The 25,963-nt window shown below is 68.1% G+C and carries 21 protein-coding genes and 1 pseudogene; 6 read left to right on the forward strand and 16 right to left on the reverse strand.

All coding sequences use genetic code 11. From position 1 onward, the window contains the following. Window positions 1–32: 32 nt before the first annotated feature. Window positions 33–368 (forward strand): cupin domain-containing protein, encoded by a 336-nt coding sequence (locus CNE_RS07800; protein ID WP_013956581.1) that lies wholly within the window; start codon window positions 33–35, stop codon window positions 366–368. Between the two features lie 34 nt (window positions 369–402). Here CNE_RS07800 and CNE_RS39120 read toward each other — a convergent pair whose 3' ends face one another. The 9 genes from CNE_RS39120 to CNE_RS07845 are packed head-to-tail and all read right to left on the reverse strand — an operon-like array spanning window position 403 to window position 11,051. Beyond that, window positions 403–1,557 carry a CMD domain-containing protein gene (locus tag CNE_RS39120; RefSeq protein ID WP_013956582.1) on the reverse strand — a complete coding sequence of 385 codons (1,155 nt, stop codon included), beginning with the start codon at window positions 1,555–1,557 and terminating at the stop codon, window positions 403–405. A 50-nt stretch (window positions 1,558–1,607) separates the two neighbouring features. Continuing rightward, entirely contained in the window at window positions 1,608–2,918 is a 1,311-nt protein-coding gene (locus tag CNE_RS07810) for an acyl-CoA thioesterase/bile acid-CoA:amino acid N-acyltransferase family protein (RefSeq protein ID WP_013956583.1), read from the reverse strand. 11 nt (window positions 2,919–2,929) lie between these two features. Continuing rightward, the gene (locus tag CNE_RS07815) at window positions 2,930–4,510 is read right to left on the reverse strand and encodes an ABC transporter substrate-binding protein (RefSeq protein ID WP_013956584.1); all 1,581 of its coding nucleotides are present in this window, start codon (window positions 4,508–4,510) and stop codon (window positions 2,930–2,932) included. 52 nt (window positions 4,511–4,562) lie between these two features. Next, window positions 4,563–5,630, reverse strand: coding sequence for an ABC transporter ATP-binding protein (locus CNE_RS07820; RefSeq protein WP_228772496.1), 1,068 nt, complete (start codon window positions 5,628–5,630; stop codon window positions 4,563–4,565). Next, window positions 5,627–6,637: an ABC transporter ATP-binding protein gene (locus CNE_RS07825; protein WP_013956586.1), complete on the reverse strand. Its 1,011-nt coding sequence runs from the start codon at window positions 6,635–6,637 to the stop codon at window positions 5,627–5,629. The genes CNE_RS07820 and CNE_RS07825 overlap by 4 nt, the downstream gene beginning before the upstream one ends. Beyond that, window positions 6,634–7,599, reverse strand: coding sequence for an ABC transporter permease (locus CNE_RS07830; protein ID WP_013956587.1), 966 nt, complete (start codon window positions 7,597–7,599; stop codon window positions 6,634–6,636). Before CNE_RS07830 ends, CNE_RS07825 begins: the two co-directional genes overlap by 4 nt. After that, window positions 7,596–8,603: an ABC transporter permease gene (locus tag CNE_RS07835; protein WP_013956588.1), complete on the reverse strand. Its 1,008-nt coding sequence runs from the start codon at window positions 8,601–8,603 to the stop codon at window positions 7,596–7,598. The genes CNE_RS07830 and CNE_RS07835 overlap by 4 nt, the downstream gene beginning before the upstream one ends. Next, the gene (locus CNE_RS07840; RefSeq protein WP_013956589.1) at window positions 8,600–10,048 is read right to left on the reverse strand and encodes an NAD(P)-binding domain-containing protein; all 1,449 of its coding nucleotides are present in this window, start codon (window positions 10,046–10,048) and stop codon (window positions 8,600–8,602) included. The genes CNE_RS07835 and CNE_RS07840 overlap by 4 nt, the downstream gene beginning before the upstream one ends. Beyond that, complete coding sequence (locus tag CNE_RS07845; protein WP_013956590.1) at window positions 10,041–11,051, reverse strand: LysR family transcriptional regulator; 1,011 nt, start codon at window positions 11,049–11,051, stop codon at window positions 10,041–10,043. The genes CNE_RS07840 and CNE_RS07845 overlap by 8 nt, the downstream gene beginning before the upstream one ends. 240 nt (window positions 11,052–11,291) lie before the next feature. Here CNE_RS07845 and CNE_RS07850 point away from each other — a divergent pair, with 240 nt between their 5' ends. Then, the gene (locus tag CNE_RS07850; protein ID WP_153954837.1) at window positions 11,292–12,746 is read left to right on the forward strand and encodes an ABC transporter permease/substrate-binding protein; all 1,455 of its coding nucleotides are present in this window, start codon (window positions 11,292–11,294) and stop codon (window positions 12,744–12,746) included. Here CNE_RS07850 and CNE_RS07855 read toward each other — a convergent pair. Next, window positions 12,743–14,161: an aminotransferase-like domain-containing protein gene (locus CNE_RS07855; protein WP_013956592.1), complete on the reverse strand. Its 1,419-nt coding sequence runs from the start codon at window positions 14,159–14,161 to the stop codon at window positions 12,743–12,745. The genes CNE_RS07850 and CNE_RS07855 overlap by 4 nt on opposite strands. A gap of 151 nt (window positions 14,162–14,312) precedes the next feature. Here CNE_RS07855 and CNE_RS07860 point away from each other — a divergent pair, with 151 nt between their 5' ends. Genes CNE_RS07860 through CNE_RS07870 form a run of 3 tightly spaced genes read left to right on the forward strand, consistent with a single transcriptional unit; the run spans window position 14,313 to window position 17,700 of the window. Then, window positions 14,313–14,498, forward strand: a complete 186-nt coding sequence (locus CNE_RS07860; protein ID WP_010811552.1) for a DUF2970 domain-containing protein — start codon at window positions 14,313–14,315, stop codon at window positions 14,496–14,498. A gap of 15 nt (window positions 14,499–14,513) precedes the next feature. Further along, the gene (locus CNE_RS07865; protein ID WP_013956593.1) at window positions 14,514–15,848 is read left to right on the forward strand and encodes a cytochrome c; all 1,335 of its coding nucleotides are present in this window, start codon (window positions 14,514–14,516) and stop codon (window positions 15,846–15,848) included. 7 nt (window positions 15,849–15,855) lie between these two features. Continuing rightward, entirely contained in the window at window positions 15,856–17,700 is a 1,845-nt protein-coding gene (locus CNE_RS07870) for an NAD(P)/FAD-dependent oxidoreductase (protein WP_013956594.1), read from the forward strand. Window positions 17,701–17,707: 7 nt separating this feature from the next. Here the strand turns inward: CNE_RS07870 and CNE_RS07875 are convergent, their stop codons facing one another. The 5 genes and pseudogenes from CNE_RS07875 to CNE_RS07890 all read right to left on the reverse strand — a co-directional run bounded on the left by CNE_RS07875 (window position 17,708) and on the right by CNE_RS07890 (window position 20,806). After that, window positions 17,708–18,610 carry an acyltransferase gene (locus CNE_RS07875; protein ID WP_041227893.1) on the reverse strand — a complete coding sequence of 301 codons (903 nt, stop codon included), beginning with the start codon at window positions 18,608–18,610 and terminating at the stop codon, window positions 17,708–17,710. Between the two features lie 249 nt (window positions 18,611–18,859). After that, window positions 18,860–19,171 (reverse strand): annotated as a pseudogene (locus CNE_RS39125) (transporter); the annotation flags it as partial. Between the two features lie 108 nt (window positions 19,172–19,279). Beyond that, entirely contained in the window at window positions 19,280–19,549 is a 270-nt protein-coding gene (locus tag CNE_RS38665) for an ankyrin repeat domain-containing protein (RefSeq protein ID WP_013956596.1), read from the reverse strand. 159 nt (window positions 19,550–19,708) lie between these two features. Beyond that, window positions 19,709–20,167 (reverse strand): Lrp/AsnC family transcriptional regulator, encoded by a 459-nt coding sequence (locus CNE_RS07885; RefSeq protein ID WP_013956597.1) that lies wholly within the window; start codon window positions 20,165–20,167, stop codon window positions 19,709–19,711. Between the two features lie 66 nt (window positions 20,168–20,233). Beyond that, complete coding sequence (locus CNE_RS07890; protein WP_013956598.1) at window positions 20,234–20,806, reverse strand: cysteine dioxygenase family protein; 573 nt, start codon at window positions 20,804–20,806, stop codon at window positions 20,234–20,236. Between the two features lie 300 nt (window positions 20,807–21,106). Here CNE_RS07890 and CNE_RS07895 point away from each other — a divergent pair, with 300 nt between their 5' ends. Next, entirely contained in the window at window positions 21,107–23,836 is a 2,730-nt protein-coding gene (locus CNE_RS07895) for a UPF0182 family membrane protein (RefSeq protein WP_013956599.1), read from the forward strand. A gap of 35 nt (window positions 23,837–23,871) precedes the next feature. On the opposite strand, the gene acs is transcribed toward CNE_RS07895, so the two are convergent. Further along, the gene (acs, locus tag CNE_RS07900; RefSeq protein ID WP_013956600.1) at window positions 23,872–25,929 is read right to left on the reverse strand and encodes an acetate--CoA ligase; all 2,058 of its coding nucleotides are present in this window, start codon (window positions 25,927–25,929) and stop codon (window positions 23,872–23,874) included. Between the last annotated feature and the right edge of the window lie 34 nt (window positions 25,930–25,963).

Here is a 25,963-nt window from a genome sequence, read left to right on the forward strand (position 1 = left end):
AGGCCCCGCAACCACGACTTCCAGGAGGCAGCATGCAGCCTGAACACGGAAACCTGCTGGCGGACGTCCCGGCCGGCGCGGTGCAGGAGTGCTTCCAGCCGCTGCTGGAACGGCCCGGGTTGCGGATCGAGCGCATCGTCTCCAACGGGCAGGCCAGTCCCGAAGGCTTCTGGTACGACAGTGCAGAGGCGGAATGGGTGCTGCTGGTCAGCGGCAGCGCCGCCATCGAGATCGAAGGCCAGTCCGGCCAGCATCCCATGAAGCCGGGTGACTGGCTGCACCTTCCCGCCCACTGCCGCCACCGGGTGGCGTGGACCGATGCTAGCCAGCCCAGTGTCTGGCTGGCGGTGCATCACAACGCGGGCTGAGCGCCCGCGTGCGTTGTGGCTGGCGCCTGACCGCCTACTCCCCGGATTGCTCCGGAAACACCGGCTCGCCGAGGTTAAGCATCAGCCGGTTCGCCCAGGCAAAGATGGCGACCGAGTGGATCAGGTCCAGGATCTCCGCATCCGTGACGCCCGCTTCCCGCAACGGCTTGAGCTGCTCGGCAGTGACTTCGGCGGGCTGTTCGGTCAGTTCGATCGAGAACTTCGCGATTGCCTGCTCGCGCGCAGTCGTGCCGGCGGTATGGGGATCGTCGAACACCTGGCGGATCACCTCGTTGCGCTTGGCCAGCTGCTCAAAGCGCTGGGCATGGACTGACGCGCAGTAGACGCAGCCATTGATGCGGGACACCACCGTGCTGGCCAGTTCGCGTTCGGCGCGCGGCATGCCACCCGGGGCGTACATGATGGCGTTGAAGGCGGTGGAGCGCTGGCGCAGGATCTCGGGCTGGTGCACGAGGAACAGGTAGTAGTCCGATACCTTGGCCTTGGGGTGGCTCTCCTCCAGCACCGCGACCTGCTCGGGCGTGGCGCTGTCGACGGATACCACGTCCAGCCAGGCCTTCCAGTCCAGCACTTCGTTAGTGAAGCCATGCGCGCGGATCGGGCTCTGCAGCAGGGTGCCGGCCGTGGCGGGCACGGTAGTGATCGCTGGGGTGCCTGCGCCCAGTGCCTGCATCGCCTTGAGTCCGGCGACCAGGCGCACCTGGTAGGACAGGAAGGCGATCAGTTGCGCCAGCGTTACCACGTCGGGCGTGGCAAGGCCGGCGGCGGGCAGGGTCTTCAGCGTGGCCTGGTCGCCTTCCACGGGGCGTTCACTCAGCGTGCGGGTGAAGGCCAGGATGGCGCGCAGGCGCGCGTCGGCGAGCGTGTCGGGGTCGCCCTGCTGGGCGAGGGCGACCAGCGCGGCGTCGGCCTCGATGGCCTGCAGGCGGGCGCGGTAGTGGGCCACCAGGTCGGCGGCGCCGGCCAGGCGGGCGGCGTAGAGCGCGACCAGCAGGCGCTCGGCTAGGGTCAGGCCGGGCAGGGCAGGATCGAACAGCCCGTTGTAGCTGCCCTGGGTGGAGGCAACCACCTTGTCGCGTGCGTGACGCAGCGTGTGGATGGCGGAGCCGGCGGCTAGGCCGGCGACCTGGTCGACCACGTCAGTGGCGGCAGCGTTGGCTTGGGTCATTTGAAGACTCCCGGAGTGTCGAAGGATTCGTTGTCGTGCTGGCGCAGCCGTCAGTTCCCGGCGGTTTGCTTGCGCGCGGCCACTGCCCGCGCCAGGAATGCGCGGACCCCGCGCCAGGATGCCTCGTCGGCACCGGCATTGGCCTCGGGCGTGCCGCCAGTAGTGCTGATACGGCGCGATACCGGATGCGCGTAGACCGCTTGCGTGGTGGGCACGTAGGGAAAGAGGATGGCATGGCCGGCATGCTCGAAGTCGAGGTGCTCGACCGGATACGGATGGCCGGTCTCGGTTAGCTTGTCGGTGACCATGCGCGAATACAGGCTGGACGGCCACGAGCCGTCGTCGGTGCCGGACAGCAGCATCACCGGCCCGTGGATGTGCTCGACCCGGATGCGGGCGCGCGCCACGGCCTCGGCATTCTTCAGCGCGGTGAGGATGGCGCGCTCGTGCCGGTGCGGCGCCGGGCCTTCGTCGAACGGTGCCCAGCTGGCGTCGGGGTTGTTCTCCCACACATGCGGCAGCGGCTTGTCATGGTGCAGCCAGGCTGCGCCCTCACGGCCGATGGCCGGGTCGGCGGCATTCTGGGCGCTATGCACCACCGCGCCCGGCACGTAGCCGACCACCGCCGACACCAGATCGGGAAAGGTCGCACCCAGCAGCAGTACCAGCTCCCCGCCGCGCGACTGGCCGGACAGGGCGACAAAGCCATGCGCCGGACGCAGCTCGCGATGCATCCATTGCAGGCCGCGCTCGAAGTATTCCAGCGGCGTGTTGGAGATATAGTCCGACAGGCCCGGCGCCTTGAAGTAGCCCAGCGCCAGCGCGGCATAGCCATGCGAGGCATAGAGCGCGGCGCGCGGTTCGTTGATGCCGCCGCCGGACCCGTTGAGCACCATCACCGCCGGGTGCGGCCCGGCGCCAGGCGGGCGGTACAGCGTGCCGACCAGCCCGTCCACGCGGATGTCTTCGCGCACCACGCCCGGTGCGGCGAGGCGCTGCACCAGCTCGCTGCGAGCCTCGCCGCCGGCGGCCGTGACGGTAATCTCGGTCACCAGCGGCCGGATTGCGTCGGTGTGGAACAGCTCGCGGCTGTCCGATGCCACCGGCCGCTGCGCCCACAGCAAGCCCATGGGCGCCACGCCGTCGTAGCTGCCGCGCACTGGCGCATCGCGCTCCAGGTCCACGCTGCCGTCGCCTGCGGCAATGAAGTCGGCCTGGCTGGCCCAGGCGACGTCGCGGCCGCGTACGGTGCGCGTGCTGACGGCCACGGTCTCGCCGGGCCGCAGGCCGGTGATGGCGATGCGGCGCGGCGCGTCGATGAGCGCATCGGCCGGGGTGATGTCAAGGGTTGGGGCGGTCATCACGGCCATGCTCACTTGCCCGTCCGCGTCACCATCATGGCGGCGGTGCGGTCGCTGGTCATCGGCGTTACCTTCAGGCCCTTCTTTGCCGCCCAGATATTCTGGTAGTGGTACAGCGGCACCACGCCGACGTCGTCGGACACCAGCTTGACCGAGCGGCGCAGGATCGTTTCGCGCTTGGCCGCGTCGAACTCGGCGGTGGATTCCTCCAGTGCGCGGTCTACGGCCGGGTTGCTGTAGTGGCCCCAGTTGGAGGCGCCCAGGCCCTTCTTGGCGTCCACGGTGGCCAGCACGTTGACCAGCGCATAGCTGGCCTCGCCGGTGCCGTTGCCCCAGGCCAGCATGCTGACCGCGTACTCGTTCTTGTTGGCACGGCCGGAGTAGACCGACCAGGGCACCACTTCCACCTGGGTCTTCACGCCCACGCGGGTCCAGAACTGCGCCACGGCCTGCGCCGTTTCCGGGCCCTGCGGGTAGCGGTCGTTGGGGGCATGGATGGTCAGCCTGAAGCCGTCGGGAAAGCCCGCCTCGGCCAGCAGTTTTTTGGCCTGCGCGGGGTCATAGGCGATGTCCTTGACCTCGGGGTTGTAGCCAAAAGTGCCCTTGGGCATCCACTGGTTGGCTACGGTGGCGGTGTTCTGCAGGATACGGCCCACCACGGCCTCGCGGTTGATGGCCAGCGACAGCGCCCGGCGCACGCGCACGTCAAGCAGCGGGTTCTTGTCCAGCGGCTTGCCGGCGTTGTCGGTGATGTAGGGGTTGGGGCCAGGCTTGAAGCTCGGTTGCAGCAGCATCACGCGCAGGCCGTTGTAGGGAAACACGCTGACGGTGGGCGATTGCTTGAGCTTGGCGAGGTCGGACACCGAGACCTTGTCGATCACGTCCACGTCGCCGGACAGCAGCGCTGCCGTGCGCGCCGGGCCGTTGTTGATGTAGCGGTAGTTGACCTGTTGCCAGATCGCCTTGGCGCCCCAGTAGCCGTCATTGCGCGCCATGATCACACGGTCGCCCGGGGTGTAAGAGATGAACTTGTACGGGCCGGTGCCCACCACCGCGCGGCCCGCGTTGTAATCGTCGGTATTGGCCTTGTCGCCCACGTGCTTGCTGACGATATGCACCGAGGCCAGGTTCAGCGGCAGGTCGGGGTTGGCGATGTTGGTCTTGACCAGCAGCGTGTACGGGTCCTTGGCGGTGGCGGATTCGATGGTGCGCAGGTAGCCCGAGAACGAGGCCACACTACCCGGCACGTTGCGTGCGCGCTGGTAGGAGAAGACCACGTCCTCGGCGGTGAAGGGCTTGCCATCCTGCCACTTGACGTCGCGGCGCAGCTTGAATTCCCAGGTCTTGTCGTCCAGCGCCTTCCACGACAGCGCCAGCCCCGGCTGCAGCTTGTTGTCCTTGTTTTCGATCAGCAGGTCCCAGAAGTGCAGGTCCACCGAGCGGTCGCCGGCGTGGTTGTTCAGCTGGGGGTCCAGCGACGACAACGGGTCGGCAAAGCCGATCGTCAGCGACTGCGCGGAAGCCACCGCCGCGGCGGCGCAAAGCACGGCGGCCACGGTGGCGCGCAAGGAGAAGGACGGCGAGCGATTCATGGGGCGATTCCTCGGGGCGGTTTCTGGGATGAAAGGGGCTATACGGTGAGCGTCAGCCTTCGTTGAGATGGCAGGCGCTCAGATGGTTGACGGCGATGCCGCGCAACCTGGGCGGCTCCACCGCGCAGCGCGCCATGGCATGCGGGCAGCGCGGGTGGAAGTGGCAGCCGGCCGGTGGCGCCAGCGGGCTGGGGATCTCGCCGCGGATGGCGGTGAAGGTCTTGTGGCGGGCATCCAGGCGCGGGATTTCGGCCAGCAGCGCCTGCGTGTAGGGGTGGTTGGGGCGGCGGAAGATCTCCGTGGTCGGCGCGCTTTCCACCACGCGGCCCAGGTACATGATCATCACGCGGTCAGAGATATGTTCGACCACGCCCAGGTCGTGGCTGATGAACAGGTAGCTCAGGCCCAACTGCTCGCGCAGGTCCATGAACAGGTTCAGCACCTGGGCCTGGATCGACACGTCCAGCGCTGCCACGGCCTCGTCGCACACCAGCAGCTCGGGCTGCACCGCCAGCGCACGGGCAATGCCGATGCGCTGGCGCTGGCCGCCGCTGAACTGGTGGGGGTAGCGCTGGCGCAGGCTCGGGTCCAATCCGGCGCGCTGCAACTGCGCGCTGACGTAGTCGTCGAAGCCGGCCGCATCCACCAGCCCTTGCAGGCGCGCACCCTCGCCGACGATGCGGTCCACGCGCAGGCGCGGGTTCAGGCTGGCGTAGGGGTCCTGGAACACCATCTGGATCTTCAGGCGCAGTGCCTGCCGCCCGGCGCGGTCCAGGCTGGCGGGGCTGCGGCCGTCGATGTGGATCTCGCCGGAGGAGGGGTCGAGCAGGCCCGCGATCATGCGCCCCAGGGTGGACTTGCCGCAGCCCGATTCGCCCACCAGCCCGAGCACTTCGCCGTGCTTCAGGTCGAGGTCGACGCCGTCCACGGCGTGGGTGACGCGCTCGGGTTCGGACCAGCCCAGGCGCTCCAGCGCCCGGCCGATGCGTCCCGGCTTGCGCTCGCCGAAGCGCTTGGCCAGCGCGCGGGCGGACACCAGCCGCGGCCTGCCGCCTTCTGCTGCCGCCGGTACGGCTTGCGCGTGGCCGGTGTGGGCCGGATGCAATTGGCTGACGGTCATGCCGGCTCCATGCTGACGGCCAGCTGGCCGGGGTGGAAGCAGCGCACCTGGCGCCGCGGCGCGGGGGTAGTGATGGCCGGCGCTGCGCCGCACACGGCGCTGGCGCGCGGGCAGCGCGCGGCAAAGGCGCAGCCGGGCGGTAGGGCGGCCAGGTCGGGAGTCATGCCGGGAATCTGCCGCAGCCGCTGGCCGCGCTGGTTCAGGCTCGGCAGGCTCGCGATCAGGCCGGCGGTGTAGGGGTGCAGCGGGTGGTCCAGCACGTCGTCCACCGGGCCTTGCTCGACGATGCGGCCGGCGTACATCACCGCGACCTCGTCGGCGAGGCCCGCCACCACGGACAGGTCGTGCGTGATCCAGATCAGCGCAGTGCCGTGCTGGCGCGCCAGTGTCTGTACCTCCGAGAGGATCTGGGCCTGGATGGTGACATCCAGCGCGGTGGTGGGTTCGTCGGCGATGATCAGGTCGGGCCGGTGCAGCATGGCGGTAGCAATCGCCACGCGCTGGCGCATGCCGCCGGAAAGCTGGTGCGGGTAGGCCAGCAGCCGTTCGTCCGGGCTCGGGATGCCCATCATGCCTAGGGTGTCGCGGGCCAGTTCGCGCGCTTGCTTGTGGCTGGCCTTGCTGTGCGCGCGCACCGCCTCGATCATCTGCGCATCGATCCGCATCACCGGGTTCAGCGTCATCATCGGATCCTGGAAGATCATGGCGATGCGGTTGCCCTGCAGCTGGCGCAACTCGGCCGGGCGCATGCGCGTCATCTCGCGGCCCTGGAACAGGATTTCGCCGCCGGCGATGTGACCGGGCGCATCCACCAGCCCCATGATGGAGAAGCCGGTGACCGACTTGCCCGAGCCGGATTCGCCCACCAGCCCCAGGATGCGGCCGCGCGGCACGGCAAACGAGACATCGTCCACCGCCCGCAGCACGCCGTTGCGGGTGTCGAAATGGGTGCGCAAGTGGCGCACTTCCAGCGTGGGGATATCGGGTAGCGTGGCGGGCGCGTTCATTTCTGCAGCCTCGGGTTGAGGACGTCGCGTAGGCGGTCGCCCACCAGGTTGATGGCCACCACGGTCAGCAGCAGCGCAATGCCCGGGAAAAAGCTGATCCAGTATTCGTCGGACAGCATGAACTGGTAGCCATTGGCGATCAGCAGGCCGAGCGAGGGCTCGGTGACCGGCACGCCCAGGCCGAGAAAGGACAGCGTGGCCTCCAGCGTGATCGCGCGCGCCACCTGCAGCGAGCCGATCACGATCAGCGGCGGCATGCAGTTGGGCAGGATGTGCCCGACCACGATGCGCCAGTGCGCGATACCCTGGCCGCGCGCGGCCTCGACGTATTCGCGCCGGCTCTCCACCAGGGCCTGGGCGCGGGCCGTGCGGGCATAGTAGGCCCACTCCAGGATCACCAGCGTCAGCACCACGTTGCCCACGCCCTTGCCCAGGAAGGCCAGGATCATCATCGCCACCAGGATGGACGGGAAGGACAGGAGCAGGTCCACGGTGCGCATGATCAGGCTGTCCACGCGCCCGCCGGCATAGGCCGCGAGCAGCCCCAGCAGCGTGCCGAGCACGCCGGCGAGCGCCGCCGAGCCGACGCCCACCAGCAGGCTGATGCGAAGCCCGTAAATGATGCCGGACAGGATGTCGCGGCCCTGGCCGTCGGTGCCCAGCCAGTAGCTGTAGGTGCCGGCACCGTTGGCGGTGCCAGGCGCCAGGCGCGCGTCCAGCACATCCAGTTGCAGCAGGTCATAGGGGTTCTGCGGCGTGAGCCACGGCGCCAGCAGCGCGGTGAGCACCAGCAGCACCAGCACCACCAGCCCGAACACGGCGGTGCGCGAGGCGAGGAAGTCAGCCACCACGCGACGCCACGGCGCTTCGCGCCGTAACGCGGGCGCGGCGGGCGCGGCGGGCGCGGCGGGCGGCGCGAAGGCTTCGGCTGCCACTGCGCTGGTCTTGTCGCTGGCGTTCATGCCGCACCCTCCAGCCGCACGCGCGGATCGAGCAGTTTGTAGAGCACGTCGACGATCAGGTTCAGCGTGACGAACAGGCACACCACGACCACCAGGTAGGAGACGATCACCGGCCGGTCGAGCGCGTTGATGCTGTCCAGGATCAGCTTGCCGGCGCCGGGCCAGGCGAAGATGTTCTCGGTCACCACCGCGAACGCGATGGTGGAGCCGAACTCCAGGCCCAGCACCGTCACCAGCGGGATCATGGTGTTGCGCAGCACGTGGCCGAGCACCACGCGCAGCGGCGACAGGCCCTTGGCGCGCGCGAACCTGACCCAGTCCTGCGGCAATACCTCGCGCACGCCGGCGCGCGTCAGGCGCAGCACCAGCGAGACCTTGAACAAGGACAGGTTGATGGCCGGCAGGATCATGTGGCGCAGCCCGTCGGCGGTCAGCCAGGACCACGGCACGCCCAGCCATTCCGTGGTGGCGCCGCGCCCGCCCGAAGGCAGCCAGCCCAGCCGCACGCTGAAGGCCATGATCAGCATCAGGCCGACCCAGAAGGTGGGGAGCGAGAAGCCGACGATGCTGCCGGTCATCAGCACGCGCGACAGCGGGTGCTCGGGATACAGACCGGCGAACAGCCCGAGCGGCACGCCCACCAGCACGGCCAGCAGCAGCGCCGCCACCGCCAGCTCCAGCGTGGCCGGCAGGCGCTGCAGGATCAGCTGGATCGCCGGCACGTTATAGACAAAGCTGTTGCCCAGGTTGCCGTGCAGCGCGCCGTTCAGGAAACCGAGGTACTGGCGCCACAGCGGCTGGTCCAGCCCGAGCGCGGCGATGATGCGCGCGCGGTCGACCTGGTCCACGTCCTGGCCAATCAGGATGTCGACCGGATTGCCGATGGCATGCAGGCCGGCGAAGACGATCACCGTCATCACCAGCACCACCGCGGCCGCCTGCAGCAGGCGGCGCAGCAGCCAGCGCCAGGGCCAGCGGGTGACGGCGCCTCTTATCGCCCTCATGGCGCCGGCGTCCATTCGTCGCCGAACACTTCGGGCTCGGCATAGGCTTCCAGGTTGGCGTAGTGGATCTCCACGTCTTCCTGGTACAGCAGCCCGGCGATCCCCTGGCCCAGCCGGCGCGCGCCGTCGCTGATGGCCGGGATGTCGCCCGACACCGTGCCGTGCGACAGCGCGGCCGGATAGCAGAAGCAGTGGATGCGCGACAGCCCGGGGCAGGCGCCGGGCGTCTTCTCGAGGAACTCGAAGGCCGGGCCCAGGTCCGGCGAGTCGTCCAGCTCTTGGTCTTCCTGGCCGGGGCGGGGTGTGTAGCGGTCGCGCCAGTAGCGGATTTGCGGGGCGAAGGCGGCGAACTCGGGCCGGGTGTCCAGGGCGATGCGGAAACCGGTGGAGAAGATCAGGAAGTCCAGCTCGAACACGCCCTTGGGCGTGAGCACGCGCAGGCCGTCGCCATGCGGCTCGATCGCTTCGATCGGGCAGCCCAGGTGGAAGCGCGCATTGGCATGGCGCGAGACCCGCAGAGTGCTGCCGCGCGGCGGCGGCACCTGCTGCGCGTTGATGTAATGGCGGATGCGCCATTTCCATTCATCGGACAGCATGGTGTGGCCGTGGACCAGGCCGGGATTGCCCGCGCCCTTGCCCTTGTTGACGCGCGGGATGTCGGCGCGGCGGATCAGCATCTCCACGCAGGCGGCGCCGGCTTCCAGCGCGGTCGCCGCGCTGTCCATGGCCGAAGCGCCTGCGCCGACCACGCCCACGCGCTTGCCGCGCAGCGTGGCGTAGTCCATTTCGTCAGACGAATGCGCCCACAGTTGGCGCGGCAGTTTGCTGGCCACCGGCGGCAGGTAGGCGCCGCCCAGGCCGTCGCGGCCGGTGGCCAGCACCACGCGGCGCGCCAGTACGGTCTGCGGGCCGTCCGGGGTCTGCATCGACAGCGCGACCAGTCCGTCCGGGCGCGGCACGATGGCATCGACCTGGTGTTCGTTGCGAATATCCAGCGCCAGCACCTGGCGGTACCAGCGCAGGTAGTCCATCCACTGCAGCCGCGGGATCTTGTCCAGCGCCTCCCAGGCGGCCGTGCCAAACTGGGCTTCGAACCAGGCGCGGTAAGTCAGCGCCGACAGGCCCAGCGCGGGGCCGGTCAGTTGCTTGGGCGAACGCAGCGTTTCCATGCGCGCGGTGGTGGCCCACGGGCCTTCGAAGCCGGCCGGGGAACGGTCGAAGGCGCGCACGCGGATGCCGAGATGCGTCAGGGTGGCGCTGGCTGCCAGCCCGGCCATGCCGCCGCCGATGACAGCGACGTCCAGGATTTCCTGGCCATCCTGGGTGCGCTGGACGGTCCAGCCCTTGGCTGGCAGTTCCAGCCATGACAGGTCCTGGCGCAGGCGCGCTTCCAGCGCGGCGAGGCCGGCGGCGGGGGTAGGGGCGGAGGCGGATAGGTCAGTCATGGCTTGGAAGTCCGGCATCTTGTGAGAGCGTGTCAGCGTCGTCGCTGGCATCGCCATAGAGCGACTGCAGCAGCGCGCCGTGTTCGGCGGGCTCGCGCCGCACCAGGTCGGGCAACAGTTCGGCGGCGGCGTCGGCCACGGCCTGCACCAGCCCCAGCACCGCGGTGCTGGCCGGGCGGGCCTGCGGCGTGATCACGCCGAAGAAAAAGGGAATATCGGCATCGATGGCCCGCACGGCGATATCGGTCAGCGGCAGCCCGCGCGCGGTCACGGGTTCCAGCACGGCGATGCCCAGCCCCGCGCGCACCAGCGTGAGCGCGCTGATCGAGGTATTGGTGTCGATCACGCCCGCTTCAGGCACGCCGGCGCCGGCAAGCGCCCGGTCGACGCGGCGGCGCAGCCGGTAAGGGTTCTGCATGGTGACGATGCGGCGGCCGCGGCAGTCCTGCAGGGCGATGGCAGGCTGCGCCGCCAGTGGGTCGTCGGCACGCACGGCAGCCACGCAGGCTGACTGGCCGATCCAGTGCACGGTCACGCCGCGGTGTTCCAGCGGCAGGCTGTTCAGGCCGATATCGGCCGCGCCGGTCAGCACCGCATGCACCACTTGTTCCGGCGACAGGTTCTGCACCGATACCCGCTCCGGTGCGCACAGCCCGCGTTCGAAGGCCAGCGCCAGGGCCGGCGGCAGCAAGCCGGCTGCCAGCGCCGGGGTCGCGGCAATGCGCAGGGGCCGGCCATCGCCGCGCGCCAGGGCCGCGGCGCGTGTGCGGATCTGCTGCATGCCGGCCAGCGTCTGCTCGACCTCGTCATAGAGCAGGAAGCCTTGCTCGGTCGGGCTGACGCGCGGGCCGCTGCGGGTGAACAGGGCAAAGCCCAGTTCGGCTTCCAGTTCCTGGATCAGTCGCGTAATGGCGGGCTGCGAGCGGCCCAGCAGCCGCCCGGCAGCGGTGACACTGCCAGTGGTGACCACTGCGGCGAAGGCTTCCAATTGCCGGATTTCCATGGGGGCGCGCTTGGAAAGAATGTGTTTTATGGATTCTGACGCCTTCATCATGCAAATGACAAATACTATTTCTGGATAAGGACATGCGCCAGCTATGATGTAGCGATGCCGGGCGCACACCGGCCCCCTATCGGGACAGACGTTTTGGCTTGGATCCGTAGCAGTCGGGAGATCGGGAGAACTGGGCGCCCGCTGTGGCAGGCAGTGGTGTGGGTGCTGGCTGCCGCACTCGCGGGCGCCATGCCGGCGCGCGCGGCAGATCCGCTGCGCGTCGGCTCCAAGCGCTTCACCGAGTCATACATCCTTGGCGAACTGCTGACCCAGGCCGCGGGGCCGCCCGGCGCCGCTCAACACCAGCCAGGCCTGGGCAATACCGCGATCGTCTTCGAGGCGCTGAAGGCCGGCAGCATCGACCTCTATCCCGACTACACCGGCACGCTCGCCGCCGAGATCCTGAAACTGCCCCCCGGAGCCGGGCTCGATGCCATCCAGCGCGCGCTGGCGCCGATGGGGCTGGGCGCGGCAATTCCGCTTGGTTTTGAGAACACCTATGCGCTGGCCGTGTCCGATGCCCGCGCCGGCGCGCTGCGCCGGCTGAGCGATCTCGCCGCGCAGCCCCAGCTCAGGCTCGGCCTGTCCCATGAGTTCCTGGGGCGCGCCGACGGCTGGCCGGGGCTGGCCAGCCGCTACGGGCTGCCGCAACGCCCGGTCGGGCTGGACCATGGCGTTGCCTACGAGGCCTTGGCCGCGGGGCAGGTCGATGCCATCGACATCTATTCCACCGACGCCAAGATCCGCAAGTACAAGCTGCGCGTGCTGGAAGACGACCGGCATTACTTCCCGCGCTACGACGCGGTGGTGGTCTACCGCCTTGACGTACCGAAGCGTTTCCCGCAGGCCTGGCAAGCGTTGGAGCGGCTGGCCGGGCGCGTCAGCGCCGACGACATGAGCGCCATGAACGCGGCGGCGGAGATCGATGGCCAGTCATTCGACGCGATCGCGCGCGCGTTCCTGGCCGGCACTGCAGGGCAAAAGGCAACGCATGACGGTGCCGAGCCGCGCGGCCGGCTGGCTGCCGCGCTGTTCGGGCCCGACACCACGCGTCTGGCGCGGCGCCATGTCGGCCTGGTGGCGGGGGCGGTCGGCGCCGCCACGCTGGTCGGCGTACCGCTGGGGATGCTGGCGGCGCGGCGGCGCCGCACCGGACAGGCTGTGCTGGGCGTGGTCAACGTGCTGCAGACGGTACCGTCGCTGGCGCTGCTGGCGATGCTGATCCCGCTGCTGGGCCGCATCGGCGTCTGGCCGGCCATGGTGGCGCTGTTTCTCTATGCCTTGCTGCCGATCGTGCGCAACACCACGACCGGGCTGGAGCAGGTGCCGCAGGGCATGCGCGATGCGGGGCGGGCGCTCGGGTTGCGCGGCGGACAGGTGCTGCGCTACGTGGAGCTGCCGCTGGCCTTGCCGGTGCTTCTGGCGGGCATCAAGACCGCGGCCATCATCAGCGTGGGCACGGCGACGATCGCGGCCTTTGTCGGCGCGGGTGGCTTTGGCGAGCGCATTGCCACCGGGCTGGCGCTCAACGACACGGCGCTGCTGCTGGCCGGCGCAATCCCGGCGGCCATGCTGGCACTGGTGGTACAGGCAGCGTTCGAGACCCTGGAGTGGGCGCTGCGCCGCCATCGCGATGCGCGCTAGCTGCCTTGCTGCTGCGCGATGAGCCGCCCAAGGGTGGCGATGGCGGCCTCGGCCTCATCGCTCCACAGGTGCCCGTAGTTGAGCCGGATGCAGTTGCGGTATCCCTGCCGCGCAGAGAAGATCGGACCCGGCGCTATGCCGATGCCTGCCTCCAGTGCGGCATGGTGCAATGCCAGCGCATCGAAGCCGGGTGCAAACTCGACCCACAGGAAGTAACCACCGTCTGGGCGCGACACGCGCACATCTTCCGGGAAATGCTGGCCGATGGCATCGATCATGCGGCCCTGCTGCATCTCCAGCACATGGCGCAGCTTGCGCAGGTGCTTGTCGTAGCCGCCATGCTGCAGGTATTCGGCCAGCGCCACCTGCGTGGGCACGCCGGCCGACAGCGTGGTCATCAGCTTGAGCCGTTGGATGGCCTCGCCAAAGCGGCCCGGCGCCACCCAGCCGATGCGGAAGCCCGGCGCCAGCGTCTTCGAGAACGAACTGCAGTGCATCACCAGCCCTTGCGTGTCGAAGGCCTTGGCCGGCAGCGGGCAGCGGTTGCCGAAGTAGAGCTCGCCATAGACGTCGTCCTCGATCAGCGGCACCTGGTGGCGCGCCAGCAAGGCCACCAGCGCTTTCTTCTTGTCTTCCGACATGCTGGCGCCGAGCGGATTCTGGAACTGCGTCATGAACCAGCACGCCTTGACCGGGTGGCGCGACAGCGCGGCATCGAGCGCGCCCAGGTCGATGCCTTCGGCGGGGTCGACCGGGATCTCCACGGCCTTGAGCCGCAGCCGCTCCAGTGCCTGCAGCGAGGCATAGAAGCCGGGCGATTCGATCGCCACCACGTCGCCCGGCTGCGTCACCGCCATCAGGCACAGGTTGAGCGCCTCGAGCGCGCCGTTGGTGACGATCAGGTCCTCGGCCGGCTGCGGGGCGCCGGCGCCCAGGTAGCGCAGCGCGATCTGGCGGCGCAGCGCGGTATTGCCCGGCGGCAGGTCGTTGACCGAGTACCACGGGTCGAGCGCGCGGCCGGCGCGCGCCAGCGACTTGCCCAGCCGCTCCCACGGGAACAGCTCGGGCGAGGGAAAGGCCGAGCCAAACTGCACCAGCTCGCGGTCACGCGCGCCTTCCAGCACGGCGAAGACCAGCTTGGAGATGTCGACCTGCGTCGACACCTGGCGCGATGGCCGCGCCTGCGGCTGGGGCAGCTCGCGCCGCGCCGGTCCCGCCACGTAGTAGCCGGAGCGCTCGCGCGCCCGCACCAGCCCGCGCTCTTCCAGCCGGTAATAGGCCTGGAAGGCGGTCGAGGGGCTGACGCCATACTGGGCCACGGTCTTGCGGATCGACGGCAGGCGCGTGCCCGGCGGCAGGCTGCCGTTGCGGATATCAGCGGCCAGGGTCTCGGCAAGGGCTTCGTAGCGTTTCATGGCGGGTTGGCGGGGGCGGGGCGGTTGAGCGCATTATCTCCCGTGCAGGCAAACTGATACGTAAATTTTCCTGTTATCTGATGCTGTTATGGCTGGCGCGGACGGCCCATAATCGGCACTCGTACACAAAGGCGTTGTGCAAGGAGATGCCATGAACCCGTTGAGGCTGTTGCGGACCGTGCTGTGGGGCTTCTTTGGCCTGCGCCAGGGGCAGGAGCACCAGCGCGACCTGGACACCTTGCGCCCGGTGCCGCTGATCCTGACCGGCGTGGCCGTCGCCGCCGGGCTGGTGGTGTGCCTGGTGCTTGCGGCAAACTGGGCGGTGTCGGCTGCCTGACCTGAATCTGCTCCCATGCTTCTCCTGCCCCAAGGACCTGGTATCGCCACAGCCCGTGCGCTGCGCAAGCTGGCCTGCCTGACGCTGGCGATGCTGCTGCCCGTGGGCATGGCGCTGGCCGCCACCGACACGCAACAGATCGAGCGCGGCCGCTACCTGGCGCGCATCGCCAACTGCGCCGCCTGCCATACCAGCGAAGGCGGCAAGCCATTCGCCGGCGGGCTGCCGATCCGCACGGCGGTCGGCACGATCCATTCGACCAATATCACGCCCGATGCCGGCAGCGGCATCGGCGCCTATACGCTGGCCGAGTTCGACCGCGCCTTGCGGTACGGCGTGGCGCGCGACGGCAAACGCCTCTATCCGGCGATGCCGTATCCCTCGTACGCGCGCATGCGCGCCGAGGACGTGGCGGCGCTGTACGCCTACCTGCGTGCCGAGGTGGCGCCGGTCACCCAGCGCAACCCCGCACCGCAGATGCGTTGGCCGTTCAGCATGCGCAGCCTGCTGGCGGTGTGGAACGTCCTGTTCGTTGATGACGACCCGGTCCGCACCGACCCCGCGCGCGGCGCAGCCTGGAACCGCGGTGCCTACCTGGTGCAGGCGGTGGCGCACTGCGGCGCCTGCCATACGCCGCGCGGCAACCTGTTTGCCGAGAAGGGGCTGGACGAGCGCAGCCGCCATTTCCTGTCCGGGGCGAGCGTGGAGGGCTGGTCCGCCACCAACCTGACCGGTGACCAGGTCACCGGCCTGGGCGCGTGGTCGCGCGCGGACATCGCCGAGTTCCTGCGCACCGGGCGCAACGGGCACGCAACCTCGTTCGGTCCGATGTCCACGGTGGTCTCCACTGCCACCCAGTACATGAGCGCGCCCGACCTCGATGCCGTCGCCGCCTACCTGAAGTCCCTGCCCGGTGCGCGGGGCGAGGACAAGCCGTTCCGGCACGATGCCGCCACCGCGCAGCAACTGCAGCAGGGCCGCTTCGATGTGCCCGGTGCGCGCCAGTACGCGGTGTTCTGCATGCCTTGCCATGGCGCCGACGGCAAGGGCTTTGCCCGCGTGTTCCCGCCGCTGGCCGGCAACCCGACCGTCGCCGATCCCGATCCGGCCTCGCTGGTGAACCTGTTGCTCGACGGCGCCGTGACCGCGCGTGTGGGCACCGCGCCGGCGGATTACCACATGCCCGGCTATGGCTGGACGCTGGACGACCAGGAACTGGCCAATGTGCTGACCTTTATCCGCGGCAGCTGGGGCAACCGCGCCGCGCCGGTGCCGGAAGCCGCTGTGGCGGCACGGCGCAAGGCGCTGGCCGCGCAGCGCCCGGCCGCGGCAGGCGACGCATCCCGATGAGCACCCGATGACGATTACGCGCAGAGACTTCCTCAACGGCACCGCCCTGACCATTGCCGCCGGCCTTGCGCCCGTGCAGTTGCTGCACGCGCAGCAGGGTGGGGCAGGCGTGGCATACCCGCCCTCGCTGACCGGCCTGCGCGGCAACCATCCCGGCACCTACACGCTGGCGCACAGCCTGGCGCGCGAGGGCGCGAAATACCCGGTCGTGCTGGCACACGAGGCCTTCGACCTGGTGGTCGTCGGCGGTGGCCTGAGCGGGCTGGCGGCGGCGTGGTTCTACCGGCGCCGCTTCGGCGCCAACCGCCGCATCCTGATCCTGGACAACCACGACGATTTCGGCGGCCATGCCAAGCGCAATGAGTTCACGGTGCGCGGCCAGCGGCTGGTGACCTTTGGCGGCAGCGCCGAGATGCCGGCAAGCGCTGCCGGCGACGCCGCGGTGCGCGAACTGCTGGCAGGGATCGGGCTCGACGCCACGCGCGCGCCTGGCACGGCGCCCGCGGATCCCTATGCCGCGCTCGGCCTGGGCCGCGCCGTGTTCTTCGATGCCGAGCATTTCGGGCGCGACCAGTGGGTCGCGGGCGATCCGTTCGGCGAGCTGATCGATGTTCGCAGCGGGCAGCAGGCCGGTGGCCCGGATGCGGCTGCCCTGTCGCGCTTCCTGGACAGCGCGCCTCTGCCTGCGGCGGACCGCGCCGCTCTGGCGCGGCTGGCCGCGGGCACCACCGATTACCTGCCGGCGTTGTCCGGCGCCGAGCGAGCGGCAGCGCTGCGCGCCATGCGTTACGCAAGTTTTCTGCGTGACAAGGCCGGCATCGGCCTGGCCGGGCAACGCTTCCTGCGCAGCCGCAGCAACGATGCCTATGCGCTGGATGCCGATGGGATCTCCGTTGCCGACGCTATTGCCATCGGTCTGCCTGCCGGCGCCAACATGCCCGCGCCGGCGGGAAACCTGCGGCTTGGCAAGTCGCCGGCTTCGCGCCTGTGGTTTCCGGATGGCAATGCCTCGCTGGCGCGGCTACTGGTGCAGAGCCTGATCCCTGGCGTGGCGTCGTTCGCCCGGCCGGCCGATGTGGTGTCGGCCGCGTTCGACTACAGCCGCCTGGACCGCGACGGGCAGCCGGTGCGCCTGCGCCTGAACAGCACCGCGATCGCGGTCGAGCCCGACGGCAATATCACGCGCGTGACTTATGGATTCAGCGGCAATCTGCACCGCGTCGAGGCGCGCCACGTGGTGCTGGCCGGCTACAACATGATGATCCCGTACCTGCTGCCGTCGCTGCCGGCGAAGCAGAAGGAGATGCTGCACAACGAGGCCAAGGCGCCGCTGGTCTACACCAAGGTGGCGCTGGACCACTGGCAGGCGTTCGCGGCGCTGCGCACGCGCCGCATCCACGCGCCGGCCATGGCCTATACCGACCTGTGGCTGGAACCGCCGGCGGGCAAACATCCCTCCGATCCCGCCGTGCTGCATATGCTCTATGTGCCGACCGTGCCTGACAGCGGCATGCAGGCGCGCGACCGCTTCCGCGCGGGCCGTGCCTTGCTGCTCGGCACGCCCTTCGACACGTTGGAACGCGACATCCGTGCGCAGTTGGACCGCATGCTCGGCCACAAAGGCTTTGCTTCGAAGGACGTGATCCGCGGCATCACCGTCAACCGCTGGGCACACGGATACAGCTATATGCCCGACAGCCTGGCGGGTGAGAACGTGGCGCCCGACGCGGCGTGGCCGGGGCTGGCCGGCGTGGGCAATATCAGCATCGCGAACAGCGACAACGCCGGCAGCCCTTCGCTGACCGCGGCGGTGGGGCAGGGAAAGCGGGCAGTCGACCGCCTGCCCGGGTAGCGAGACTTCAGCCGGCACGCGGCGGCATCAGCGCATCGATCTCTGCATCCTTGGCTTCCCACTGGCGTGCCAGCCAGTTGTGGAATTCCCTGCGGAAGGCCTTGTCGCTACCGTAATCAGCCTCGCAGAAGGCCGGCGGCACCGGCAACTGCCGCATGCGCACCAGCACCGGGCCGGCGCGCCCGCAGGCCAGGTCCCAGAAGCCTGGCGCGCCTTCCGGATACACGATGCTGACGTCGATCAGCGAGCGGAACTTGTTGCCCATCGCATTCAGTGCCACCGCCAGTCCGCCGGCCTTGGGCTTGAGCAGATGGCGGTACGGAGAGTCCTGTGCCGCGCGCTTGGCCTCGGTAAAGCGGGTGCCTTCGGCAAACACCATCACGCTGGTCGGCACCAGCGAAAACTTCGCGCAGGCGCGCTTCGCCGTTTCCTGGTCCTTGCGCTGCAACGCCGGATTGCGCCGCAGTTGCGCCTTGCCATGGCGCTTCATGAACGGAAAGTCCAGCGCCCACCACGCCAGCCCGATCACCGGCACATAGATCAGCTGTTGCTTCAGGAAAAACTTCAGCAGCGGGATGCGCCGGTTCAGCGAGCGCTGCAGCACGAAGATATCCGCCCACGACTGATGGTTGCAGTTCACCAGGTACCAGTCGGCATAGCGCAGCCCCTCATTGCCCTGGACATCCCACGGCTCGCGCTGGATCCACGCGAACCAGCCGGTGTTGCCGGAGATCCAGGCGGTCGCGATGCCGTTGAGCAGCGGATCGATGCGCCGCCTGACGGCGGCAAACGGCAGCGCCAGCTTCAGCAGCGCCAGCGGAAACAGCAGCGCGCACCAGAACAGCGTGCTTGCAATCAGCAGAGTCCAGCTGAGAATCCCGGTGATCCAGGCGAAGCGGCCGCGCGGCACCGGAGCCCGGCGGCGGCGAGACAAGGGGGTGGGTTCCCCGGGTGTTGATGGCGCCGAGGGCGTTGAGGCACACGTGCCGGTGGCACGTGTTGACGAGGATGGGACTGAGGTCATGGATGCCAGTCTGCAGGCTTGCAAGGGTTGCGGGCTTGCGCGTGATCAACGCAGGCACTATTGGGTGCGTACTTTAACTCGCCCGATGGGGAGCGTGGGACGCATTCTGCCTTGCCGCCTGGGAACTTGCAGGACTCAGAACACGATGGTCGCCGTTCCCATGAACGTATTCGTGCGCTTCAGGCGGTTCTTGTTGGCCACCGAGGGCACCCAGCGCAGCCCAGCGACAGCAGGCTCTTGGCGCCGATCTTGGTGTCGTAGGTGACGGTCGGGCCCACCGCCCAGTCATGGCCGCGGAAGCCGTTCAGGCGGTCGCCAGCGGGCCGCTGTCATCGCCCAGATGCTGCGTCGTGCCGGCGATCAGCCCGAGGCCGGCACCGTGGCAAAGCGCTTGAGCAGCATGGTGTCGAGCGTGAACAGCGGCGCGTCCCGGTAATCGGTGGCGTTTGGCTTCGGCCATCTCGCGCGGAGTCTCGCAGTCGTCGATGCGCGTGCGGCAAGGCGCATCCACCCCCGCCACGAGCAGCAGCGCCACCGCGGGCAAGTTGCGCACGCTCACCGCCAATGCAGCGCGGTGTAGTCGTTGATGCCGCGCTGCGCGGGATCGGCGCCGAAGTCCAGCAGCAGCCGGAGCAGTTCGACCACGTCCGAGCGTGCGCTGCCGCCCGGCGCGGCGAGCGTGCATGACAGCGCGGCAATCAGCGGCGGAAAGCCCGCTTGATCCGCCGGCCGGGGAGCCGCGCCGGCTTCGAGCGGGGTGCGGATAAAGGGCAGCGGGCTATGGTAGATCGCGTATTCGAGGCAAGCGCCAATCCCTGGCAGCATGGTCCCGTGGGAATGCAGGCCGGATCATCAACCGCTGCTCGCAGCACTTCGATATCGCCGGCACGGAAGGCGGCATGGATCTTTTCGAACTGCCGGTACGCCTCGCAGCGCTCGATGTCTGGGTTCACGGTTTTGCCCGGATGAAGGGCCGGTGCCGGCCTACGCATAATCGAGCGGCAGCGCCGTGGTGTACTTGATCTGCTCCATCGCAAAGCTGGAACTGACGTCGGCCAGCTCGGCGCCCTGGATCAGCTTCTTGTAGACGCGGTCGTAGGCGGCAATATCCGGCACCACCACGCGCAGCAGGTAGTCGGTATCGCCGGCCATGCGGTAGAACTCGGTCACTTCCGGGATCGATGCCACCAGTCCGTGGAATTGCGCGAGCCATTTCACGTTGTGCTGGCTGGTGCGGACCGAGACAAAGACCGTGACCCCGGCATTGAGCTTGTCGGCGTCGAGCAGTGCCACGCGTTTGCGGATCAGGCCGGCCGCTTCCAGCCGCTGGATCCGGCGCCAGCACGGCGTCGAGGTCAGGCCGACCCGTTCCCCGATCTCCGCCACCGGCACGGTGGCGTCTTCCTGCAGGATGGCGAGAATCTGTTTGTCGTAGCGGTCCATGGCGCGTAGCGGGTCAGGTGAGGGTGGGCCGGCGCCCGCACGCGGCGCTGGTACGCGCGGCAGATGCTAGGCGTCGGCGGTCGGCACCAGCAGGTTCACGCCGGTGGCAATGTGGTCGCGGTGCACGCCGTAGAGGTGCAGGGACACTGCGATATCGTCGCTGGCATTGCCCAGCGCATGGATATGCTGCAGCCCGGACGGCACGCTGAAGGTATCGCCGGCCGTGCGCAAGACGGAGTTGGCATGGCGCGCCTGCCTGCTGGCGGGATCCCACCGGTAGTGCTGCTCGCTCAGCGTGCCGCGCAGCACGCGGTAGGCACACCAGGTGCGATGGCCGTGCACGGGGCTGGTCTGGCCCGGGCGCCAGACCAGCACCATCGCCGAGAAGCGCTCCAGCGGGTCGGCATGAACCAGGTGGCGGGCATAGGTATCCGGCCTGCCGAGCAGGGCGCCTGGCGGCAGTGTCGCAAGCAGCGTGTCGGTGTCCGGCAGATGCACGGCGATGTGCCCGGCCACCATGCGCGCACTGTGGGCGAAGGTGGCCTCGAGGTCGAGCGCCAGCTGGTCGAGCGGCGCAGTTGGCGGGGCGGTATGGGGAAACGCTGCCGGGGCTGCGGCAGTCAGGGGGGATCCGGTCATGGCGGGCACCTTGGTCTTGTTCTGGGTACATAGCCATGATATTTGCGGGCCGGAGCACAGGCATGCGAATTGTCGTTCAATGTCGCCGGAGATTGTAATTCTATTTCCCTATTGGTTGGATTTTGAGAATCATATGCTCTAATCGGGCCGGACATGGTGAATGGGTGCTCGCCGATAGCGCCACGGCCGTGCCAGGGTGGCGTACCCGGTGCGCTGTGCAGCGAAGGCATATATGCTGATATGGACAGGCAGCCCGAATGGCCGGGTCACGGACGACGGTGCGGCAAAGGAGCATGATCGATGCGCTCGCCAGCGAGGGACGCCACGCGTGTGAGACGCCTTGCGACCTGGGTTGTTGCCGTCATCGTCGCGCTGGTTGCTGTCGGCCGCGTCACCGGCCTCGTTGTTGACTGGTTGTGGTTTGCCTCGGTTGGCTACGCCGGGGTGTTCCGCACGATATTCGCCACCCAGGCGCTTCTGTTCCTTGCCGTATTCGCCGTTTCGGCAGGCGCGCTCTGGGTATCGGGCTGGCTGGCGCACCGCTGCGCGAGTCAGGCGCAGGCCTGGAGGCCGGAGGTCCTGGGCCAGCCGGTTGGCGAGATTGCAGCGCGCCTTCCGTGGCGCGCCGCCATTGCCGCCGCCGCCGTCCTTGTGGGGCTGCTCATGGCCGTCGGGGAACTGTCGAGCTGGGCCATTGCGCTGCGCTATATCCATCAGGTGCCTTTCGGCAAGACCGATCCGATCTTCGGCAAGGACATCGGTTTCTACGTCTTCTCGCTGCCGGCGTATCTTGCACTCAGGAACTGGCTGCTCCTGCTGCTGGGCTGCAGCGCAGTGGTTGCCGGCGTGGTCTACGGCTTGCGCGGCGACATCGCGCTGGTCCGGTCGCCGCGCGGGCTTTCAATGGCGGCCGCTACCCATGGTTCGGCATTGCTCGGCTTGTTCTTCGCGCTGCAGGCGTGGTCCTACTGGCTCGACCGCTTCATGCTGCTCTACGGCGACAACGGCGTCGTGGTCGGCGCGAGCTATACCGATGTCCATGTCGGGCTGCCGGTCCTGTGGCTGCAAGTCGGCCTGGCTGCCGCGGCTGCCGCCGCTTCATGGGCCAATATGCGCTGGCGGGACTATCGGGTCCCTGCGGCCGCGGCGCTCCTGGTGGTCGGCAGCGCAATACTGCTCGGCACGATCTGGCCGGCACTGTTCCAGCGGTTCTATGTCAAGCCGAACGAGCTGCAACTGGAGACGCCGTATCTCGAACACAATATTGCGCTGACGCGGGAGGCCTATGGCGTGACGCAGATCGAGGTGAAGCCGTTCCCGGTCGAACAGAGCCTGGATCTCGCCTCGCTCCAGGCCAATCGGCCGACCATCGACAACATTCGCCTGTGGGATCTGCAGCCGCTGCGCGATACCTATGCGCAGTTGCAGGAGATCCGGACCTATTACAAGTTCCTTGCGACGGACATCGACCGCTATCAGCTCGGCGCAGGCTACCAGCAGGTCATGCTGTCGGCGCGGGAGCTGGAGCCGGCACTGATTCCGGCCAATGCCCAGACCTGGGTGAACCTGCATCTCCTGTTCACCCATGGCAATGGCGTGGTGATGTCGCCGGTCACCGAGAAATCCGCCGAAGGCCTGCCCTCGCTTTATCTGCATGACATTCCCCCGCTCTCCAACGGCGGCCCGGCCATCCAGGAGCCGCGCCTCTACTTCGGTGAAGGCGGCAGAGGCTATGTCATCGTCAAAGGCAGCGTGCCCGAGTTCGACTACCCCAAGGGCAAGGACAACGTCTATACGGCCTACCGCGGGCGCGACGGCATCGACATCGGCGGCATCGCGCGCCGGACCCTGTTCGCCTGGCAGCTCGGCGATCCCAATATCCTGCTGAGCGGCTACATCACGCAGGAAAGCCGCATCCTGCTCCATCGCAACATCCGGGACCGCGTGCACACGATTGCCCCGTTCCTCACCCTCGACCATGACCCCTATGTGGTCGCGAGCGAAGGGCGTCTTTACTGGATCCAGGACGCCTACACCACCAGCGGCTGGTTCCCTTATTCGCAGCCCGGCACCGGTGGCGGAGACAACTACATCCGCAACGCCGTCAAGGTCGTGATCGATGCGTACAACGGCACGGTCGACTTCTACATCAGCGACCCGGCCGATCCGGTCCTGCAGGTGTACCAGCGCATCTTCCCGGGCGTGTTCAGGCCGCTGGGCGCCATGCCGCAGGATCTGCAGCGGCATATCCGCTACCCTGAAGACCTGTTCCTGATCCAGGCGCAGATCTACCGCGCCTACCACATGGAAGCGGCGGAGGTTTTCTATAACCGCGAGGATCTGTGGGAGTTCCCACGCCAGCTGACAGGCATGAGCACAGGGAACATGCCCGCCGCGCGGATGATGCCCTACTACATGATCCTGCGGCTGCCGGACGAACCGCGCGCCGAGTTCGTCCTCATGCTGCCGATGGTGCCGAGCCAGCGCGAGAACATGATCGCCTGGCTGGCGGCGCGCTCCGATCCCCCCAACTACGGCAAGCTTGTCGCCTACACCTTCCCCAAGGAAAAGCTGGTCTACGGGCCATTCCAGATCGAGGCGCGCATCCAGCAGAATACCGAGATCTCGCAGCAGATTTCCCTGTGGAACCAGATGGGCTCGCGCGTCATCCGCGGCCATCTGCAGGTCGTGCCGATCGAGAACTCCATCCTCTATGTCTCCCCGCTCTACCTGCGCGCGGAGTCCGGCCAGTTGCCCGAACTCAAGCGGGTGATCGCCGCCTATGGCGATCGCGTGGTCATGGAGGACACCCTGGGCGCAGCCCTTGCGGCCCTCTTCAAGGAATCCGCACCGGCGGCGCTACCGGCGCAGGGCGCAGCGAATGCCCGCGCCCGCGAGGCACTCGCGCACTATGACCGTGCCATCGCGCGCCTGAAGGCGGGGGACTGGAGCGGCTTCGGCGCGGAACTCGATGCCTTGCGGCCGCTGCTTGAGGCGCTCGGGGCCGGGGGTGCCGATGAGCGGAAGTGAGCGGCCTGCCGGGAGCCGCCGGCAGGAGTGCCGTCCTATGTCGCCAGCTCCCTGATCTTCTCGACGACCTCCGGATTGGCAAGCGTGGACACGTCGCCAGGCTCCTGGTGGTTGGAGATCGCCGCCAGCACGCGACGCATGATCTTGCCCGAGCGTGTCTTGGGCATGTCGGGAACAATCACGACGCGATGCGGACGCGCAATCGCGCCGATCTGGGACACGACCGAGGCCGAGACCTTGTTCGCGATCTTGGTGGAAGGCGACAGTCCCGGCTTGAGCGACACATAGAGATCAGGCACCTTGCCCTTGATCTCGTCGGCCACCGGCACCACCGCCGCCTCGGCGACGTCTGGCACCAGCAGTGCGGCCGATTCGATCTCCTTGGTGCCGAGGCGATGGCCGGAAACGTTGATCACGTCGTCGATGCGGCCAAGGATGCGAAAGTAGCCGTCCGCCGCCTGCATTGCGCCATCGCCCGCCATATACGGCCAGTCGCGCCAGTCCTTGCTGTCGGGATTCTTGCAATAGCGCGCATAGTACTGGCGCACGTAGCGGTCCGGATCCTTCCAGACGGTCTGAAATATGCCCGGCCAGGGATTGCGGATGCAGATATTGCCCGCCTTGCCCGAGCCGGCCGGGATCTCCTTGCCTTCCTCGTCAAAGATCACCGGATGAATGCCCGGAATCCCCGGGCCCGTGCTGCCGGGCTTCATCGGGTGGATGCCCGGCAGCGTGCTGCAGAGGAAGCCGCCATTCTCGGTTTGCCACCAGGTGTCGACGATGACCGCCTCGCCCTTGCCGACTTCACGGTGGTACCACTTCCAGACTTCGGGCTCGATCGGCTCGCCCACCGTGGTCATGTGCTTGAAATGGCAGTCGTACTTCGCCGGCTCATTGGGCCCGTTGCGCCGCAGCGCGCGGATTGCGGTGGGCGAGGTGTGGAAGATATTGACGCCAAGGCTTTCCGCAATACGCCACGGCCGGCCGGCGTCGGGCCAGGTTGGCACGCCTTCATAGACGACGGACGAAGCGGCGAGCGCGAGCGGGCCATAGACGATGTAGGAATGCCCGGTGATCCAGCCAATATCGGCCATGCACCAGTAGACGTCCTCGGGGTGGATATCCTGAATGTACTTCGAGGTCCACGCCACGTAGGACAGATAGCCGCCGGTGGAATGCTGGCAGCCCTTGGGCCGGCCCGTGGTGCCGCTCGTGTACATCAGGAACAGCGGCGCCTCCGCCGGCATCGGCTCGGGCTCGACACGCCTGCCGCGGAACCCGGCGAGCACGTCATTGAGAATGACATCGCGGTCCTTCACCAGTTTGGCGGCACTGGAATACTTGCCCGGGTAGCGCTGCCAGATCAGGACCTTCTCGACCTGCTGACCGGCGCTGGCGGCTTCTGCCACGGCGATGTCGGCCTTTTCCTTGTGATCGAGCAATTCACCGCCGCGGTAATAGGCGTCCATGGTAATCAGCAGCCGGCTCTCGGAGTCCGCGATGCGCTCGGCACAGGCCTTGCCGCTGAAGCCACTGAATACCTGCGAATGAATCACGCCGATGCGCGCGCATGCGAGCATGGTGATGGGCAGTTCGGCCACCATCGGCATATGCAGCGTGACGCGGTCGCCGGCCTTCAGGCCGCAGAACTCGCGCAGCAGGGCGGCCAGTTCATTGACGCGAACAAAGAGCTCCTGGTAGGTGAGGTGATGCACCGCCTCATGCTCCGGCTCGGGCACGAAATGAATCGCGGTCTTGTTCCTGTACGCGGTGAGGTGGCGATCCACGCAGTTGTGGCAGGCGTTGATCCTGCCGCCGACGAACCAGCGCCAGAAAGGCGGGTTGCTGGTATCCACCGTCGTTTCCCAGTATTTGTACCAGTCCAGCAGGTCTGCGAACTCCTTGAAACACTCGGGGAAACGATCGAGGGAGAAGCGCTCGAAAATGTGGGGATCAGTCAGATTGGCCTGCGCAATGAACTGGCCGGCCGGCGGGACATAGTCCTCCTCAGGCCAATGGACCGCGATTTCGGCCTCGGACACATCGGCCAATTCCTGCTGTGCAGCATGGCGTGGCGATTTGCCTTCAGACATGACGATTCCCCTTCACTTTCCATGGCATCCATCC

Origin of the sequence: Cupriavidus necator N-1, from assembly GCF_000219215.1 — a bacterium.
Taxonomy (GTDB): Bacteria; Pseudomonadota; Gammaproteobacteria; order Burkholderiales; family Burkholderiaceae; genus Cupriavidus; species Cupriavidus necator.

What these genes read in the sequence shown, in the direction of transcription:
- CNE_RS07800 (WP_013956581.1), top strand. Translation starts at nt 33, where the DNA reads ATGCAGCCTGAACACGGAAACCTGCTGGCGGACGTCCCGGCCGGCGCG.
- CNE_RS39120 (WP_013956582.1), bottom strand. Translation starts at nt 1,557, where the DNA reads ATGACCCAAGCCAACGCTGCCGCCACTGACGTGGTCGACCAGGTCGCC.
- CNE_RS07810 (WP_013956583.1), bottom strand. Translation starts at nt 2,918, where the DNA reads ATGACCGCCCCAACCCTTGACATCACCCCGGCCGATGCGCTCATCGAC.
- CNE_RS07815 (WP_013956584.1), bottom strand. Translation starts at nt 4,510, where the DNA reads ATGAATCGCTCGCCGTCCTTCTCCTTGCGCGCCACCGTGGCCGCCGTG.
- CNE_RS07820 (WP_228772496.1), bottom strand. Translation starts at nt 5,630, where the DNA reads ATGACCGTCAGCCAATTGCATCCGGCCCACACCGGCCACGCGCAAGCC.
- CNE_RS07825 (WP_013956586.1), bottom strand. Translation starts at nt 6,637, where the DNA reads ATGAACGCGCCCGCCACGCTACCCGATATCCCCACGCTGGAAGTGCGC.
- CNE_RS07830 (WP_013956587.1), bottom strand. Translation starts at nt 7,599, where the DNA reads ATGAACGCCAGCGACAAGACCAGCGCAGTGGCAGCCGAAGCCTTCGCG.
- CNE_RS07835 (WP_013956588.1), bottom strand. Translation starts at nt 8,603, where the DNA reads ATGAGGGCGATAAGAGGCGCCGTCACCCGCTGGCCCTGGCGCTGGCTG.
- CNE_RS07840 (WP_013956589.1), bottom strand. Translation starts at nt 10,048, where the DNA reads ATGACTGACCTATCCGCCTCCGCCCCTACCCCCGCCGCCGGCCTCGCC.
- CNE_RS07845 (WP_013956590.1), bottom strand. Translation starts at nt 11,051, where the DNA reads ATGGAAATCCGGCAATTGGAAGCCTTCGCCGCAGTGGTCACCACTGGC.
- CNE_RS07850 (WP_153954837.1), top strand. Translation starts at nt 11,292, where the DNA reads ATGCCGGCGCGCGCGGCAGATCCGCTGCGCGTCGGCTCCAAGCGCTTC.
- CNE_RS07855 (WP_013956592.1), bottom strand. Translation starts at nt 14,161, where the DNA reads ATGAAACGCTACGAAGCCCTTGCCGAGACCCTGGCCGCTGATATCCGC.
- CNE_RS07860 (WP_010811552.1), top strand. Translation starts at nt 14,313, where the DNA reads ATGAACCCGTTGAGGCTGTTGCGGACCGTGCTGTGGGGCTTCTTTGGC.
- CNE_RS07865 (WP_013956593.1), top strand. Translation starts at nt 14,514, where the DNA reads ATGCTTCTCCTGCCCCAAGGACCTGGTATCGCCACAGCCCGTGCGCTG.
- CNE_RS07870 (WP_013956594.1), top strand. Translation starts at nt 15,856, where the DNA reads ATGACGATTACGCGCAGAGACTTCCTCAACGGCACCGCCCTGACCATT.
- CNE_RS38665 (WP_013956596.1), bottom strand. Translation starts at nt 19,549, where the DNA reads ATGCTGCCAGGGATTGGCGCTTGCCTCGAATACGCGATCTACCATAGC.
- CNE_RS07885 (WP_013956597.1), bottom strand. Translation starts at nt 20,167, where the DNA reads ATGGACCGCTACGACAAACAGATTCTCGCCATCCTGCAGGAAGACGCC.
- CNE_RS07890 (WP_013956598.1), bottom strand. Translation starts at nt 20,806, where the DNA reads ATGACCGGATCCCCCCTGACTGCCGCAGCCCCGGCAGCGTTTCCCCAT.
- CNE_RS07895 (WP_013956599.1), top strand. Translation starts at nt 21,107, where the DNA reads ATGCGCTCGCCAGCGAGGGACGCCACGCGTGTGAGACGCCTTGCGACC.
- acs (WP_013956600.1), bottom strand. Translation starts at nt 25,929, where the DNA reads ATGTCTGAAGGCAAATCGCCACGCCATGCTGCACAGCAGGAATTGGCC.